At 50.3% G+C, this 17,258-nt stretch carries 15 protein-coding genes; 14 read left to right on the top strand and 1 reads right to left on the bottom strand.

Annotated elements, in window-relative coordinates; genetic code table 11:
• Genes ACFPOF_RS31565 through ACFPOF_RS31530 form a run of 8 tightly spaced genes read left to right on the top strand, consistent with a single transcriptional unit; the run spans position 1 to position 7,977 of the window.
• The gene (locus ACFPOF_RS31565; RefSeq protein ID WP_378139823.1) at positions 1–759 is read left to right on the top strand and encodes an SDR family oxidoreductase; all 759 of its coding nucleotides are present in this window, start codon (positions 1–3) and stop codon (positions 757–759) included.
• Between the two features lie 16 nt (positions 760–775).
• A complete protein-coding gene (locus tag ACFPOF_RS31560) occupies positions 776–1,021 on the top strand; it encodes an acyl carrier protein (protein ID WP_378139821.1) in 246 nt (81 codons plus the stop codon).
• 1 nt (position 1,022) lies between these two features.
• The gene (locus tag ACFPOF_RS31555) at positions 1,023–2,036 is read left to right on the top strand and encodes a DUF1702 family protein (protein ID WP_378139819.1); all 1,014 of its coding nucleotides are present in this window, start codon (positions 1,023–1,025) and stop codon (positions 2,034–2,036) included.
• An 11-nt stretch (positions 2,037–2,047) separates the two neighbouring features.
• Complete coding sequence (locus tag ACFPOF_RS31550) at positions 2,048–3,796, top strand: CRTAC1 family protein (protein WP_378139817.1); 1,749 nt, start codon at positions 2,048–2,050, stop codon at positions 3,794–3,796.
• 18 nt (positions 3,797–3,814) lie between these two features.
• Positions 3,815–4,636 carry an RnfABCDGE type electron transport complex subunit D gene (locus tag ACFPOF_RS31545; RefSeq protein WP_378139815.1) on the top strand — a complete coding sequence of 274 codons (822 nt, stop codon included), beginning with the start codon at positions 3,815–3,817 and terminating at the stop codon, positions 4,634–4,636.
• A 15-nt stretch (positions 4,637–4,651) separates the two neighbouring features.
• The gene (locus ACFPOF_RS31540; RefSeq protein WP_378139813.1) at positions 4,652–5,572 is read left to right on the top strand and encodes a YqaJ viral recombinase family nuclease; all 921 of its coding nucleotides are present in this window, start codon (positions 4,652–4,654) and stop codon (positions 5,570–5,572) included.
• Complete coding sequence (locus ACFPOF_RS31535) at positions 5,565–6,476, top strand: hypothetical protein (RefSeq protein ID WP_378139811.1); 912 nt, start codon at positions 5,565–5,567, stop codon at positions 6,474–6,476. The genes ACFPOF_RS31540 and ACFPOF_RS31535 overlap by 8 nt, the downstream gene beginning before the upstream one ends.
• Positions 6,403–7,977: a hypothetical protein gene (locus tag ACFPOF_RS31530; protein ID WP_378139809.1), complete on the top strand. Its 1,575-nt coding sequence runs from the start codon at positions 6,403–6,405 to the stop codon at positions 7,975–7,977. The genes ACFPOF_RS31535 and ACFPOF_RS31530 overlap by 74 nt, the downstream gene beginning before the upstream one ends.
• Before the next feature lie 206 nt (positions 7,978–8,183).
• Here ACFPOF_RS31530 and katG read toward each other — a convergent pair whose 3' ends face one another.
• Entirely contained in the window at positions 8,184–10,367 is a 2,184-nt protein-coding gene (katG, locus tag ACFPOF_RS31525; protein WP_378139807.1) for a catalase/peroxidase HPI, read from the bottom strand.
• 166 nt (positions 10,368–10,533) lie between these two features.
• Here katG and ACFPOF_RS31520 point away from each other — a divergent pair, with 166 nt between their 5' ends.
• The 6 genes from ACFPOF_RS31520 (at position 10,534) to ACFPOF_RS31495 (ending at position 17,172) form a co-directional block, all read left to right on the top strand.
• On the top strand, positions 10,534–11,295 hold the full coding sequence (locus ACFPOF_RS31520) for a hypothetical protein (protein ID WP_378139805.1): 762 nt from the start codon (positions 10,534–10,536) through the stop codon (positions 11,293–11,295).
• A gap of 17 nt (positions 11,296–11,312) precedes the next feature.
• Positions 11,313–11,915 carry a hypothetical protein gene (locus ACFPOF_RS31515; RefSeq protein ID WP_378139803.1) on the top strand — a complete coding sequence of 201 codons (603 nt, stop codon included), beginning with the start codon at positions 11,313–11,315 and terminating at the stop codon, positions 11,913–11,915.
• Positions 11,916–12,008: 93 nt separating this feature from the next.
• On the top strand, positions 12,009–12,755 hold the full coding sequence (locus tag ACFPOF_RS31510) for a Fic family protein (RefSeq protein ID WP_378139801.1): 747 nt from the start codon (positions 12,009–12,011) through the stop codon (positions 12,753–12,755).
• Between the two features lie 125 nt (positions 12,756–12,880).
• Entirely contained in the window at positions 12,881–14,344 is a 1,464-nt protein-coding gene (locus ACFPOF_RS31505; protein WP_378139799.1) for an ABC transporter substrate-binding protein/permease, read from the top strand.
• Complete coding sequence (locus tag ACFPOF_RS31500; protein ID WP_378139797.1) at positions 14,331–15,053, top strand: amino acid ABC transporter ATP-binding protein; 723 nt, start codon at positions 14,331–14,333, stop codon at positions 15,051–15,053. Before ACFPOF_RS31505 ends, ACFPOF_RS31500 begins: the two co-directional genes overlap by 14 nt.
• A gap of 370 nt (positions 15,054–15,423) precedes the next feature.
• Entirely contained in the window at positions 15,424–17,172 is a 1,749-nt protein-coding gene (locus ACFPOF_RS31495) for a methyl-accepting chemotaxis protein (protein WP_378139795.1), read from the top strand.
• Positions 17,173–17,258 lie beyond the last annotated feature (86 nt).

Below are 17,258 nucleotides of genomic sequence, written 5' to 3'. Positions count from 1 at the left end.
TTGCAAGTAAAATGGGATTTCCAAGGCAAGCGGGCACTAGTGACCGGCGGGTCGCGAGGCATTGGTCGTGAAATTGTCAAATTACTCGCTGATGCCGGGGCTGAGGTGCTATTTACTTACGGCAGCGATCAGTCCGCCGCACAGTCATTGAGGCACTCCTGCGGAGCCGACGGCGGACGAGCGATTCCTCTCAAATGTCGACACGGCGATGATCAGGAAGATCATAGGCTTGTTCGTTCGCTGCAGGATGAGGGAAAAGAACTGCATTTCCTCATCAATAATGTGGGCATTACGAGGGACAAGCCAATGTACAAGATGGATGGAGGCGATTGGACTGAGGTATTACAAACCAATCTCACATCTATGTTTTTCATTACAAAGGGTCTTTTTCGTACGGTCGCTATGTCTCGCGGCAGCATAGTGAATATGACGTCCGTTGCAGGATTAACCGGGCTTAGCGGCCAGACGAATTATGCTTCCGCCAAGGCGGGAATGATCGGTTTCACGAAATCTCTCGCCAAGGAGTCGGCAGGTGTCGGGGTACGCGTGAACGCTGTTGCTCCCGGCTATATCGACACCGCGATGCTTCGGGATGTACCGTCCGCCAAGCTTCGGCAAGTCTCGGATGCTTCTCTGATGAGAAGGCTGGGCAAACCCGAAGAGGTAGCATCCGTCACGGCGTTTCTGCTTTCTGATGCTGCAGCGTATATAACGGGGCAGGTCATCGTCGTGGACGGTGGATTGACCTTACTTCCTTGAAAGGTGGACAACTTTTATGAATACCGACATGAATAGATTGACTGCGCGTTTGATAGAGCTTGCCTCCCAACTTGTGGATGAAACGCTGAACGAAGACTGTCTTGATGCCTCGTTTGCCGACATCGGCATCGATTCCCTTATGGCACTGGAGCTTGCAGTTTACTTGGAAAGAGAGTTCGGCATCCGCCTGACGGAGGAGGAATTGGGTGAAATCACCAAGCTCCGAGATATTATAGACATCGTTGAACGCAAGAGAGGTTAATATGAGCATATTGTGGCTCGTCTGCATTCCGATTACAATTATCGTCGTTTCGTTTCCCTTGATCTACCTCCGTCTCTTCGTTGTAAATATCAGGCGCATGCAACAACGGTTCCAAGTCGCAGATGGCACGTTATATTCGAAGCGATTTCCGTTAATTCTTAGAGCCTTTCTTACAGGCAACAACTGCGCTTTGCGGCTCGGGGGCGGCATAGACCATTTGCGCAGCGGTCTGGATGACAAGTTCGAGGATTTCTATAGAGGCTTTGCTTATGAAGGAACGGGCATGGGATTTGGAGCGAAAGCTTCTCTCTTGCCTTCCGCCGGTAAACGGTTCGAGAATTCCTTTCGCAAGCTGGACCCGAATTATTTGTATCAATACTATGTAGGCCTTGGCTGGTTTTTGCAAATCCGATTCGGGTTCCGGTTCCGCGGCTATCGGAAGTGGCTGCAACAACTTGATCCCCGATATGCCCCAATAGTGTTTGACGGAGTTGGTTTCAAAATCGGCCTATTCTCTTATTCGGAAAATAAGCAGATTACACGTAAATTCAATCATTTTCCTTGGCACTTTCAGCGTGTCTGCTACCAAGGCATGGGACGTGCAATTTGGTTTATTTGCGGATTTGATCTGGATAAGGCAATCGCCGAAATTCAGTATTTGCCATATGCTTTCCGCGGTGATGCTTATAGCGGTCTTGGGCTTGCGGTAGCGTACAGCATGTTCGACAACCTTTCCTTTGCATTACGTTCCGAAGACCAAGTGCCGTCTTGCTATCGAACGGCGTTCCGACAAGGGCAAGCTTTCGGTTGGGAAGCGAGACAACTGCAAAACCCGGTCTACTGGCAGGCTCAGCTCGATAAATACATGCCTTCGGTTGCGATCCGAGCCAGACAATACGTGTTTTTTGTCCACCAGGCAAGGGATCAGCTCGATTGTTCAGAGGCTGTCTCAAGCGATCATTATTACTTGAGATGGATGGATGATACAAGATCATTGCTTGACCGTTTAACTTGAAGGAGGTACTCATGAAGCGTTATGTATCTTTATTAGCATTTTTAACGATTGTGCTATTCGTAACCGCAGGCTGCTCCGACCGACCGATAAATGTTAGTTTTCGGTTTGAAGAGGTTACGAAGGAGTCAGGCATCTCATTCCAGCATGAGAAGGATACGTTTGATCCGAAAGTATCCAACATCTTTCCATGGCTCGGTTCTACAGGGGCTGGCGTATTCGTTGCCGACGTCAACGGGGATGGTTTAATGGATTTCTATTTGATTAACAGCAAACGGAACAGTCGCAATGCACTATACCTCAATAACGGCGACGGGACGTTCACGGAAGCTGCGAAGCAGGCAGGCGTTGCGGACGTCAACACGCAAGGCATCTCTCAAACGGCGCTTTGGTTGGATTATGACAATGACGGCCTTCCGGATCTTTTCGTAGGAGCCTGGGGAAAAAGCCGTTTATTTCATAATGACGGAAACGGCAAGTTTCATGAAGTTACCGATGAAGCAGGCGTCGGATACCAGGGGTACGTGAACAAAGTCATTGCGATTGATTACAACAAGGATGGTTTCCTTGATCTTTATTTGGGCTGCTACTTCCGGGAGACTGACGATTTGTGGCATCTCACTTCCACCAAAATCATGCATAGCGACTTCGAACGCGCCCGGAACGGGGGGCGAAATGTGTTGTACCGGAACAACGGAGACGGAACGTTTACCGATGTGGCGAAGGATTTGGGTGTCGACGACACCGGCTGGACGCTGGCGACGGGAACGGCGGATCTGAACGGTGACGGATGGCCGGACATTTATAATGCAAACGATTTTGGACCTGATTCTCTTTATTTGAATGAACAGGGGAAAGGGTTTACTAAGGTCGTTCAAAAACGCGGCATCGGCGATGATACGTACAAAAGCATGAACGTGGATTTTGCGGATATTTCCCATAATGGCCGGTTAGCCAACTATGTCAGCAACATTAGCAAGGAGACGTATTTGCTGGAAGGAAACCAGCTGTGGCAAGCTGATAGCTTCGGTGAGTATCAGGACCGGGCAGAAGAACTCGGAGTGAAACAGGCTGGGTTTTCATGGGGGGCCAAATTCCTCGATGTCGATAATAGCGGCGAGTTCAGCCTTATGGTTACGAACGGCTTCATTTCGGCTAGCCGGAACAAGGATTATTGGTTCGATATGGGCGTTCTGGCGACGACTCCTGGATATATCGTGGAGGACACCCGGAACTGGCCGGATTTTGGAAACAAGAGCATGTCGGGTTATGAGAAAAAGAAACTGTTCTATAATGACGCTGCTGCATTTCGGGACGTCGCGCAAGAAGTCGGCCTAACCTTTACCGAAGATGGAAGAGGGATTGCCGCAGTCGATTTGTGGAACCGGGGGACGTTGGACTTCGTTTTTGCCAATCAGGGAGGGCCGGTGCGGGTTTATAAAAATATCAACAATACCGGGAATCATTGGCTTACGCTTCAGTTGATCGGCGTATCTCCCAGCAACCGCGATGCAGTTGGCGCTAAAGTGATCTTTACCGTAAAGAACATCAAGACGGTCATCGAACGAGACGGCGGCAACAGCCATGGCGGGCAGAGCGATCCACGAATCCACTTCGGATTGAAAGCTTCGACCAAAGCGGATCATATCCGAATCGAATGGCCTAGCGGCAGAGTCCAGGAACTTACGGACGTTGCAGCCGATCAGATTTTGCGAATTGAGGAGATGAAGGCGCCAGCGAAAGTTACGGCAGCATCGCGGTGAACCTATTTTGGGGGAAAGGTGGGATGCTTTGTCCGTCAATTTCTAGGAAACCGTGTTGACCCACGTTACATGGTTTTACTCTTTTTGCTCAGTTTTGTCGTGATGGGTCAACAGTATCTCGGTTTTTTTCAACGTTGGGATCAATTCCTCACAGCCGTTTTCTCCTCATGTCTAGCTGAGATTGCTCTATCGCGGATTGTCCGCAAGCGGTGGATATTCCCGTTAAGCGCCCTCATTACCGGCATGGGGATCAGCCTATTGCTGAGTTCCCACCTCGTATGGCCTTATGCACTCACCTCGATTATCGCGATTGGGCTCAAACACTTCATCCGCATAAACGGAAAACATCTCTTTAATCCCAATAACGTTGCTATGTCCTTTATGCTTTTTTTCTTACCCCAATATGCTGTCAGCACACCGAAACAATGGACAAACGGCTTTGAAGTCATGGCTATCATTTTATTGCTGGGCGCAATTGCTGCGTATGCAGCCAAAAGATTGGATACGGTCATCGCTTTTATTGCCGGATTTTGCGTGTTTGCCTTCGTTCGCATTTACGTATTCGGGGAACCCACCTTGTTTGCCTTTGGACCAATGTTCGGAGCCTCGTTCCAGCTTTTTACTTTCTTTATGATTACTGACCCTGCGACGACACCGCCAACGCGAAGGGCGAGAATCGTGTTTGCTATCCTTATCGCGTTGGCGGATGCTTCCTTACGAGTCGCCGAAATCACGAATTCTCCATTTTACTCGGCTTTTTTTGTCGCTTTGTTCATCGGTTTGCCGTATCGGATCTACCGTATGAAGTTTGCAGATGGAAGCCAAATTCCGCAAAGATAAGGAGATGGTCGTTTGTTGGCAAAAGTATTGACCCAGACACGAACGCTTACTGGCGAGGAGTGGTTGATCTGGAGGAGAAAAGGGCTTGGTGGCAGCGATGCTGCTGCGATACTGGGCAAGGACAGAAGAAAGTCGGCTATGCAAGTTTATTTGGATAAGATTGGGGAGTATTCGGAGCAACCCGCAACAGAAGCGATGCTTCTGGGAAACCGTCTTAAGAGTTTTATTGCTCGGCAATTCTCCGAGCTAACGGGCTTAAAAACGTTTCGCAGAAACATGATTTTCTGTCATCCGGAGCATGACTATTTGATTGCCACGATTGATAGGTGGGTGGTCGGCGACGGAGCGGGGCTGCTATGCAAATCGGCTGCCGAGTACTTGAAACAACAATGGGAACAGGGCTCGATCCCAGAGGAAGTCGACATTCAGAGCCAGCATTACATGGCCGTTACCGGTGTCGACCACTGGTGGGTTGCCGGGCTTGTCGGGGGCAATAAAATGAACATTGTGCGCGTGGAGCGGGACGAGGAATTGATTAGCAGGTTAATGACAGCGGCCGGAAAGTTCTGGTCGGAGCATGTTCTCAAACAAATACCGCCAACAGCAGACGGAAGCGCTGCCTCCGCAGAATTGCTGGGGAGAATGTATCCTCCTGAACGGGTCTCGAGAGCAGCGATTGCGCTGCCTGACGAAGCCGAAGGATGGATTGATCAATTTGTAGAAGCGTCGAAGGAGGAGCGAACGGCGCAGTACAAAAAGACCGAAGCGGAAAATCGGCTTAAGGCGCTTCTAGGTCAACATGAGTCTGGAATGATCGGAGCTCACCGCGTGGACTGGAAAACAGTAAACCGCAAAGCTGACGGACACACGTCCTATCGAAGGTTTACTGTACTTCCGGCAAAACAAGAGAATAAAGGGGGAGCAGCATTTGATTAATCAGTGGTCTGTCGGTAAAAGGGTAAGCTTGGCATTGATTGCGTTGGCAGTTGGGATACTGATCGCCGGATTCTGGAACTACAAGCTGGTAGACGGTATCGGTCGCGATTGGATTGCCGCTTCAATTATCGGGCATCCCGATGCTGTCACTTACGCAGACAAAGGAACGGCATTCGGTTTCATTTTCGCAGCTGCCGCAGGACTAGCGGCTAGCTTTACGGCATGCAACTGCGTAGTGTTCGCTATGCTGCCTAGCCTGGCATGTGCGACAGATCGGAAATCATCAAAGAAACGAGCGCTTCTCGCGCTTGCATTATTTGCTGTCGGTGTCCTCGCGGTTTGCGCCGTATACGGAGCATACGTCACATCGCTTGGTGTGGAAGGTGTACAAGCGTTTAATGATCGGGGAATGCGAATTTCTCAGGCACAAACGACGTTTACATGGATCGGAGCAGTGCTGTTGGTATGGGGGGGCTTATCATTCGGATTTCTGGGCAGGCTCACCAATTTGTTATCGCCGCGCCTGCTTTCCATATTGAGTTCCGCTTATACGAAAGCATCCATCATGGGTCTTATGGCTGGCTTTTTCGCCGTAGGACGGCCTTATCCGATCTTTCGAGAATTTATTTTGTATGCTGCGGAATCCGGAAGTCCGGGATATGGTTCCTTGGCGATGATGACACAAGGGCTGGGACAAATTGCTGTGATGGTTGTGCTATATTTGCTTCTAATAGGCTTATTCGGCAAAAGATTGACGAAGTGGATGGAGAGAAAGCCGCATCAACCGCTGCTGATTAGCAGCATTGCTTTAATGGCGGGAGGGGCATTCTTTGTTTATTACTGGGGATTTGCTTTTTGGTACGATATCGGGCAATGGGGGTTTAAACTTGGGTGGTACAAGTAATGGTGAATTGAGCCGTTTCCTAGCAAACGAGACGCCAAGCAGCGGCTCTCTATTCGGGGGGCGGCTATTTGTTCTAAACGCGATGAAATCCCATTATTCTCATTCAGGAGAGATTTCTTTGAAAAGCATTCTTAATGTTGTTATTCCGCCGGTAAGAACGTATCAATATCTCGCTTACCCCTTGTCCATTATTCTTGCACATAAGGAAGCATGGTCTTGGTTCTACTGCAACTTCATCCAGATGTACAGTACGGATAATGAACAAATCCATATGCACGATACTGGTGGCTTCGATAATTATCCCTGGCTGATAGTGAATGAAGTGAAATTGAGCTCGATCCGGCCTAACCTTATCGATTGGATCCCGGCCATGATCGACGAGGAGCATTACGTCTATTTCTTTCTCGACGAATTCTATATTGAAGGTACGAGATCTTATCAGCAGGACCATTATATACATGATCTTCTAATTCACGGTTATGATCTGGAGCAGAACGTCGCACACGTCAGTGGGTATATGGCAGATGGGCAATATGCTTGCTATACCGTTCCCTTTCTGGCTATTGTACAAGCTGTTGAAGCAACGGATGAGTTGTACAGAAAGACAATAACGTTTAAATATCGAAAATATGCGTTCTCGAATTATACTTATCTATCCGGGAGCTTTGATCTCTTCCACCTGATCGGGCAACTGTCAGACTACTTGAATAGCGTCAACTCTCCTCACTGGGTTCATTTAAATAGCAAGTTAAATCCGTTTAAGTATGGCATGCAAGTGTATCAGGTGCTCCGAAAACAAATCCAACTTGCAGAACAAAAACAACACATTAATATTCATGCTTTCTATTGCGTATACGAACATCATGCAGTGATGAAAGATCGATTATATTTCCTAGGACAGACGTTACAAATTTCGCTTGCATCATTTCAGGCACAGGCTGAAGAACTGGTGAAAAAGGCGATCGTCATCAAGAACCTCGTCTTGAAGTATAATTTGACTGGCCAAGCTGCATTCCTACCCGCTATCCAATCCAAGGTTGACGAACTGGAAGTGAGCGAACGTTCTTTTCTGTGTGATCTGTTGGCAGAACTGACGTTGTACAGCAACAACAAACGACATATGCTTAAGCTCGAGGTCGGTCATCTGCAACTGGAGGAGCAAAAGGAAGAGTTAGTAGCACGTCTCTACGACTGCGCGCAGTTCCCATTGAATCACCCGCTGATCTATAATGCGATGGCCGATCTGTCTGTATCGCTCATTCGGGGGATGTACGACTATGACAGGGTAAAGATAGGTTACCTGCTTTCCGTCTTCTTCGATAGCATCATGGAGAGAGAATGGCATCCATTGCACCTTCGCTGGTTCGCTGGCAGGTGTGAGGAATTGTTCGCTTTTGTCAAAGAGAGGGAGCGGCTTCTTCATTGTTTGGAGATGGTTGCCGAGAAGTGTGCCGATCCTATTGTATACAAGGTTTATGAACGCCTAAAGTCATGTGACTGAAGAATCGTATATTATTCGTGCAGCTTATGTGATACGGGGGCATATCTCCAAAGGATTCAGAGGTCGGGTGGCTTTCGCTTGCCTACAACGTTTTAAAGCAAACACTCATCGACCTCAATCGAAAAATGGCGACGCAGGGAAAACCTCCCTGACGTCGCCGTTTCTACTTTTTAATGCCTTTTCGATTCATATGAGCGTCAGTAGATTTACTTAAGATCGAAACGATCTGCATTCATAACTTTCACCCACGCAGCGATAAAGTCGCGGACAAACTTCTCCCCGTTATCGTCTTGGGCATAAACCTCAGCAATCGCTCGCAGGACGGAGTTGGAGCCGAATACGAGGTCGACTGTCGTCGCAGTGCGGACGACTTCGCCGGTGCTACGGTCGCGGCCTTCGTACACGTCGTGGCCGACTGGTTTCCACTGGACGCCCATGTCCAACAAGTTGATGAAGAAATCGTTAGAAAGCGTACCAACGCGGTCTGTGAAAACGCCATGTTGAGTGCCGCCGAAGTTGGTGCCGAGCACGCGCATGCCGCCTACAAGAACGGTCATCTCCGGTGCTGTTAGGCCCAGCAGATGGGCTTTGTCTATAAGCAACTCGGCCGAGCTTACGCGATATTGCTGCTTCTGATAGTTGCGGAATCCGTCCGCGACCGGTTCGAGCACGGCGAAGCTTTCCGCGTCGGTTTGTTCTTGCGTAGCGTCGCCGCGTCCTGAGACGAAAGGAACGGTAACATCAAAGCCTGCGTCTCGAGCAGCTTTCTCGATTGCGGCGCTGCCGCCCAATACGATCAGATCGGCCAGGCTGATTTTCCGATCCGTATCCGTCTGAATGGCTTCCAAGATCGCAAGTACCTTGGCCAGTTGAGCGGGCTGATTCGCCTCCCAATCCTTCTGCGGGGCGAGACGAATGCGGGCGCCGTTCGCGCCGCCGCGTTTGTCCGTTCCACGGAAGGTGCTGGCCGAAGCCCAAGCCGTAGTGACCAGTTCTCCGATCGTTAGCCCGGAATCCAGAATTCTCGTCTTGATCTCTTCGATCTCGGCAGCGGACAAGTCGTCCCCTCCAGCAGGGACGGGGTCTTGCCAGATCAACTCTTCATCCGGCACTTCCGGGCCCAGATAGCGAGCGCGGGGACCCATGTCGCGGTGCGTGAGCTTAAACCAAGCACGGGCGAAGGCGTCTGCGAATTCTTCCGGATGCTCATGGAAGCGGCGGGAGATTTTCTCGTAGGCCGGGTCTATGCGCAAAGCCATATCGGCGGTCGTCATCATCGTCGGTACCCGAACGGCGGAATTTTCGGCGTCCGGAGCGAGATGCTCGGCGGCTGGATTGACGGGAGCCCACTGATGAGCGCCCGCCGGGCTCTTCGTCAGTTGCCATTCATAGCCGAACAGCAGATCGAAGAAGCCGTTGTCCCACTGGGTAGGGTTCGCCGTCCATGCGCCTTCGACACCGCTGGTGATAGCGTCACCGCCTTTGCCTGAGCCATGGCTGCTCAGCCATCCTAAGCCTTGCGCTTCGATCGGTGCGCCTTCCGGTTCGCGGCCGACAAGACCGGCATCCCCCGCCCCATGCGCCTTACCGAACGTGTGGCCTCCCGCCACGAGAGCGACGGTTTCCTCATCGTTCATACCCATTCGTTTGAACGTTTCGCGGATGTCTCGACCGCTCCCCGCCGGGTCCGGATTACCGTTCGGCCCTTCCGGATTGACGTAGATCAGTCCCATCTGAACGGCGGCAAGAGGATTCTCCAGTTCGCGATCGCCGGTATAGCGCTTATCTCCCAGCCATTCTGTCTCGGCTCCCCAGTAAATGTCCTCTTCCGGATGCCACACATCTTCGCGCCCGCCGCCGAATCCGAAGGTTGGGCCTCCCATGGATTCGATGGCGACATTACCTGCCAGAACGAGTAGGTCCGCCCAAGAAATTTTATTCCCGTATTTCTGCTTGATCGGCCACAGCAGTCGACGTGCTTTGTCCAGGTTGCCGTTATCGGGCCAACTGTTGAGCGGGGCAAAGCGTTGCGAGCCACTTCCGGCTCCGCCGCGGCCGTCGCCTGTACGGTATGTACCTGCAGAATGCCAAGCCATACGAATGAACAGCGGACCGTAGTGCCCATAATCGGCCGGCCACCAGGTCTGACTGTCAGTCATGAGGTTACGAAGATCCTGCTTAAGCGCTTGATAATCTAACTTATTGAATTGTTCTGCATAATCGAAATCATCGCCCAGCGGATTGGATTTGCGGTCATGCTGACGTAAAATGTTCAAGTTTAGCTGATTCGGCCACCAATCTCGATCTGACGTTCCGCTTGACCTGTGACTCGTAGCGCTTCCGTGATGCACCGGGCATTTTCCGGCATTGGCAGCATTCATAGTGTCCATTTGTACCTCTCCCGTCAATTTATAATCGTAAGATATTAGTGCCAATTTCATTATACAAGAGAAGTGGCGGTAGAAATCAATTGTTGTTTTGTTTATTTGAAGCAGAGAATACGTTGGTCGCACCCTTCGAATCCTGTTAGACTGATAATGACAAGTGAACAGGAGCGTGACTCAATTGGCGAGACAAAAGCAACCCGAACTGAGCGAAGTACTGAAACCTTTGTCCAAAGAAGAATTGATTCGGATTATTGTCCAAGTGGCGGAACAGGACTCCATGTTTAAGAGCGGTCTGCTGGTGAAATATTCGCAAGGTGATTATACGCGGCAGCTTCAGTTAAGCAAGCAGTTAATGAACTCTATTGTCAAAAAATATGTCGGGCGGGACGGGTTCATTCCTTACAGAGAGACCTATAGTTTTGCATCGGATATGGTCGGTGTGATGGAAGAAATCGACGAGACGACGGACAGCATCTATGCGTTGGAAGTTGCCCTGATGGTGCTGGCAGAGGGAGTAGAGGCATTTCAGTACGCAGACGATTCGAATGGCGATATCGGTATGCTGATTAATGAGTGTTTTGGGCAAATTAGGGACCTGGCCGAAAGTTTGGATCAACAGGAGGCTTCTCGGCGGGAACTCTTTTTTGAACGCGTGCTTCATATGAGCGATAGCAAGATTTTCGAAGGTTGGGAAGACTTCAGGCTCGAATTGCTTCGCATATGCGCTGAATTTGCGGAAGATGAGAAGCTTAGAGAACGGTTGGAGGCAGCTATTAAACGCAGGATTGATGCAATTGCTGGTGCCCAGTTTGGGAAATATACGGCTGAAGCGCTGCTTAAGCTTCTACATGAACTCATTCAGGATTATTGCTCGGCAGATGAAGCGGACAAGTTCGAGGAAGAGCATCTGCAGTATACTTTTTCAGAGTGAAAGCGATAAAGAAAAATATGGAGAAGAAGGATTACCAGCGTGTCCTACAACTGGCGGAAGAGGGTGAACGGCTGGATAAGGGTCTTCCGGGTCTGCTCATCCAATGGAAAACAGCCAGATATGAAGCGTATCGTCATCTTTCTCTCAAGAATGAACAGAAGCAACTGGCGAAGGAATTTTTGTTGGGTGGAGATTACGCTTATTATCCCGTGCTGGAATCTTTGACGGCGGGGGACAAAGAAGAGTTCTACAAGGAAACCGTTGCCGAATTGAAGAAGGGTAGAGATTGGCGCGCGCGCGAGGTTTATCTGAAGCTGATCTCGGACAAAAATGATCTGGCAGAGATGCTGGCATATGTACGGACTAGCCCTTCTGCAATAGAAGGGTACGCCGATCGGCTGGCTGCTGACTACCGCGAGGAGGTGGAACGGATTTATCGCGACTATATTTATAAAATTGCCGGTTCATCCAACAATCGCAAAGAATATCAGCAGGTTGGCGGCATGCTCAGACGTTACCAGAAGGTTTTCGGTAAAGAGAGCCAGTCTGAGATCCTTCTGCAATTACGAGCCCAATATCACAAGAAATCGGCTTTTCTGGACGAGCTGTCTAAAGTTTAGCTAGCGCATACGATATGACATATCATGCTATAATGATAATCACGAGCAGACTGCGTATGGTCCTAAGCTAAATAAATAATCGGGAGAAAAGCGATGACCGACAAAACACTGTTGGAGCTTCTGCGGGAAGAGATGAAGATGGGGCTTAAAGGGGGGCTGTATCATCAGACCCAAATTAAACTTGCCTACAATTCCAATCGAATCGAAGGCAGTCGATTGTCGGAGGATCAGACTCGTTATATTTTTGAGACGAGTACGATTCATGTGGCGCCAGAGGAAGTTGCCAGCGTTGACGATATTGTCGAGACGGTAAACCACTTTGTCTGCTTTGATTATATGTTGAATGTCGCACATGAAGAGTTATCCGAAGCATACATTAAAGAATTTCACCGTTTATTAAAAAGAACGACTTCGGACGAAAGAAAAGAATGGTTCCGGATTGGCGAGTATAAGGCTAGACCTAATGTGGTAGGAGATATGCAAACGACTGCTCCGGGAAAAGTAGCGGACGCTATGGCAAAGCTGTTGGAAGCCTATCTTCACAAGCCAAACATATCGATAGAGGACATTGTAGATTTTCATTATGAATTCGAGAGTATCCATCCTTTTCAGGACGGCAACGGCCGTGTAGGCAGAATCCTGATGTTCAAAGAGTGTTTGAGACACAATATTATGCCCTTTATCATCGACCATGAGCAAAAGTTGTTTTATTACCGTGGCTTGAAGGATTACCGCTCAGAGAAAGGGTACTTGATCGATACTTGTTTGTCTGCTCAAGATCGCTACAAGGCATTCGCGAAATATTTCTTTCCGGAGTTAGGAGACAGCATGCATCTATAGAACGCTGAGATAAAGGTCCTAACACAGGGCCTTTATTTATTTGCACAAACTAGAATATTCCCTTATAATTGCTCCGGGCTCCTACCCATACAACAAGACCATACACCACGTGAGGAGAGACGCAGTTGAAAAAGTTCTGCCGCAGTATGGCCCTTCTACTGCCGATGCTGGCGCTGCTGCTGACGAGTGTTCCCGCTCTAACCGCTTATGCGGCAGACAGTCAGACAGAGAAAACTTTGGTGCTTGGTACAAGCGCCGAGTATGCGCCATATGAATTTCATAAAACGATCAACGGGAGAGATCAGATCGTCGGTTTCGATATCGATATTGCAGGCGAGATCGCCAAAGATATCGGAGCGAAGCTGGTTATTGAGGATATGAGCTTCGACGCATTGCTGCCTGCTTTGCAGAGCGGTCGGGTCGATCTGGTAATTTCCGGAATGACGCCTACAGACGAACGCAGGCAAAGCATCGACTTCTCGGACAACTACTACCAGTCCAAGCAAGTATTGATGGTACGTGCCGAGGACAAGGATCGCTTTAACACGATGGACACCCTGGAAGGGGAGGAAATCGGCGCGCAAAAAGGTTCCGTTCAGGAAGAAATCGCTCGCTCCATTCCCGGGGCTGTCATTACTTCATTGGATCGCATCCCCGATCTTGTGCTGCAATTGCAGACGAAACGGGTGAATGCCGTCATCCTGGAAGACACGGTGGCGATCGGTTACTTGCAGGACAGCGCGCTCGCGCTTGCGGCGGCTACACCGGACGATGCGCCTGTTCAGGCGGCAATCGGCATTCGCAAAGGCAATAAGGAACTGCTTGCCCAAGTGAATGCGACGATCGCTCGTTTGCAGAGCGAGAACCGCATAGCGGAGATGGTTGAACATGCAAGCCAGTTGTCCATCGACAAGCCGAAATCATCCGGCAACATATTCGCAACGTTCTGGGAGTATCGCAATTACTATGCGCTAGGCCTTGGCTACACGTTGCTGTTGTCTGCGCTTGGCGTGCTGTTTGGCTTTATCATCGGCTTAATTATCAGCCTAGTGCGGATGTCGGGCGTTCGCGCGATCTCCTGGCTAGGGACGACGTATGTAGAAATTTTGCGCGGCACGCCGATGCTGGTACAGCTTATGATCATTCACTATGGCATGGCGCTGACGCTCGGAATTAACTTTACTCCGCTTCAGTCGGGGATTATTACGCTGTCGCTGAACAGCTCGGCCTATTTGGCGGAAATTTTCCGGGCGGGCATTCAAGGCGTGGATCGCGGTCAGATGGAGGCGGCTCGTTCGCTCGGGATGAGCAGGACGCTGGCGATGCGCCATATTATTTTGCCGCAGGCGTTCAAGGCCGTTCTTCCAGCAATCGGTAACGAGTTCATTACGATCATTAAAGAATCGTCCATCATCTCCGTAATCGGCATGGCGGATATTATGTACCAGGCTGGTATCGTGAAAAATATTACGTACAAAGGACTTAGCCCGTTTATTATAGCGGCTGCGATTTACTTTGTTTTGACCTTCACGCTGTCCAAGCTGCTGGGCGCATGGGAACGGAGGATGGGCGCAAGTGATCACCGTTAAAAAGTTACGCAAATCGTATGGAGAAACGGAAATTCTCAAAGGCATCGACATTCGCATCGAAAGCGGAGAAGTCGTCGTGGTCATCGGGCCGAGCGGCTCGGGAAAAAGTACTTTCTTGCGCTGCATTAACTTGCTGGAACAGCCCAACGGCGGGGAAATTTTGTTCGAGAACGAGTCTATTACCGCCCGCGGGCACAATATTAACGCTACTCGCGAGAAAATGGGCATGGTGTTCCAGCATTTTAACTTGTTTCCGCATAAGACCGTTTTGCAAAATCTGACTTTGGCGCCTGTAAAGGTGAAACGTGTGTCTGCGGCTGAGGCGGAGAAAACCGCGATGGAGCTGTTGCACACGGTCGGATTGGCAGACAAGAAGGATTTGTTTCCGTCCCAACTATCCGGCGGGCAGAAGCAGCGGATTGCTATCGCGCGTGCCTTGGCGATGCAGCCTCACGTCATGCTATTCGATGAACCGACTTCGGCGCTTGACCCGGAAATGGTCGGCGAAGTGCTGGACGTTATGAAGAAGCTGGCCAAAGGCGGCATGACCATGGTCATCGTCACCCACGAAATGGGGTTTGCCCGCGAAGTCGGCGACAGAATCGTGTTTATGGACAAAGGCGTGATCGTGGAAGAAGGAACGCCTGAGCAAGTGTTCGGCAACCCGTCCAACGCCCGCACGAAGGATTTTTTGGCGAAGGTGCTCTAGCGGGGGCGGGGTGGGGCGGGGTTCTACTCAGTCTTGGGAGACGCAGGCAACTGCTATGAGAAAATGCCTGCGAAAGTGCAGGCTTATCGCCCCTATATGGTTTGAAATCGAAGAATGCCTGCGGAAGTGCAGGCATTCTTTGTTTTGATTGCGGCTATAGTGGAGTTGTTGCGGAAATTGATGCGCTTTCGCAGGTATTTCATCATTCTGGCGGTGTAGCGGGGAAAAAGATGTACGATTGCAGTTCTGCCTCAGGACTGCATTACCTCATACCGTCGCGATCTGACTCTCGCAGATTCCCTCTGCCAATTTTATCCGTTTTTCAGTATACTAATTAAAAACAATGTCGAATTAAAGGAGAATAATTGCGATGAACAGATGGATGAAAAGACAAAGCCTCATCGTTAGCTGCTCCATTGTTTTATCTATCTTGTTGGTTGCCATTATCAGTATCATTTCAGCGATCATGTACAATTCGACGCACAGCGAGGTTTATCGCAAGTTCACCAACGTGGGCAACAAGCTGACAGATGTCGCGCAAGCGAATGTTAATCTCGTCGAGAAGACTGCCCCGGTTATGGCAGCCGGTCAGCAACCGCCTGAAGAGCAGATGTCGATCTTGAAACGTCTGCTGAGCGGTACGACAGACGATTATCTCGTTACGAACGCCTATTACTTGCTTTCGGAATTCAGGCAAGAAGGCGAGAAAAACTACTTTAAGTATTTGCAGACGAGCGAATCGATGAAAAAGCTGGACATGATGGCAGGAACCGAATACGAGGATCACGGCAGCTTCAGCCAGGTGTACAAGGAGGCGCTTCAAGGAAAGGCCGGATTAACCGATGTGTTCAAGGATGATTACGGCTACTGGCTTACGTTTCTAGCGCCGATTAAAGATGGCAATGGCAAAGTAGTCGCGCTGTACGGCGTTGATTTTGACTACCGATTAGTGAAAGAGCGGCTGGATGCGTTAATTTGGAAAACGGTCGGCATTAGTGCAGCCGCAGTACTCTTTAGCATACTGGCAGTCGTGTTCCTGCTGCGTGCCGCGCTGAAGCCGCTTCAACTGCTGGCTGCGCGAGCGAAGGAAGCTGCCAAAGGCGATCTGACCGTCAGCGTTCCGGTCACGAACGAGAACGAAGTCGGACAAGCGGCGACCGCTTTTAACGATATGGTCGCCAACTTGCGTCAGCTGACCCTACATATCGGTCAGACGTCCGGAGAGGTGTCGAGTTCGTCTTTCCACTTGAAAGAAACGGCAAGCCAGACCGAAGCCGCCACGAACGAAATTGCGCATGCGATCTCTCGCGTTGCTGTCGGCGCGGAATCTCAGCTTGCAAGCTCTAACGAATGTCAACGCGCGATGACGGAGATGGCGATCGGCATTCAGAGAATCGCCGAATCTTCGTCGGTCGTCAGCGAATTGGCAACGGGAACGGCAAACCTGGCAACCGACGGCGAGGGCGTCATGGAGCTTACGGTGAAGCAGATGGACACGATCGAGCAGCATGTCAGTGAGGCGACACAAGCGATGCGCGAGTTAAACGAATCGAGCGAACGGATTGGCGATATTTTGTCCCATATTGCGGAAGTCGCGAATCAGACGAACTTGCTGGCGCTGAACGCATCGATCGAGGCGGCCAGAGCGGGCGAACATGGCAAAGGCTTCGCAGTCGTCGCGCACGAAATCCGCAAGCTTGCCGAACGCTCGAAAACATCGTCCGAAGAAATTGCCACGATTTTGCACGAGATTGGCGAGCGTTCGCATGTGGTTGCAAGTTCCTTGAACGTCTCGGCGGATGAAGCTCGCGAAGGAACAAAACTTGCGAATGCATCTGGAGAGTCGTTCCGCGCCATCCTCGGCTCGGTCAAGCAAGTATCGAATCAAGTGCAAGAAGTATCCGCCGCGGCCGAGCAGATGTCCGCGGGAAGCGAGCAAATCGCGGCTTCGCTCGGAGAGCTGGAGCGGACCGCTCAAGTGTCGGCGGCGAATGCGCAAGAAGTGGCCGCAGCTTCCGAAGAGCAACTGGCTTCCGTCGAGGAAGTCGCAGGGGCTTCCCAGCAGTTAAGTACGCTGGCGACTCAGCTTAACGAGGCGGTCTCTCGATTTAAGGTATAGTCGATGACCCAAAGGGGATGTCCCAAAAGTGTTCGCATGACAGGCGAACGTCCCTATTCAAACGTGAAAGGCCTCAATTTTCACCA

It is taken from the genome of Cohnella soli (assembly GCF_042655525.1).
Classification (GTDB): Bacteria; Bacillota; Bacilli; order Paenibacillales; family Paenibacillaceae; genus Cohnella; species Cohnella soli.
Note: the sequence above shows the minus strand (reverse complement) of the source record. Positions and strands in the feature narration are given on the sequence as shown.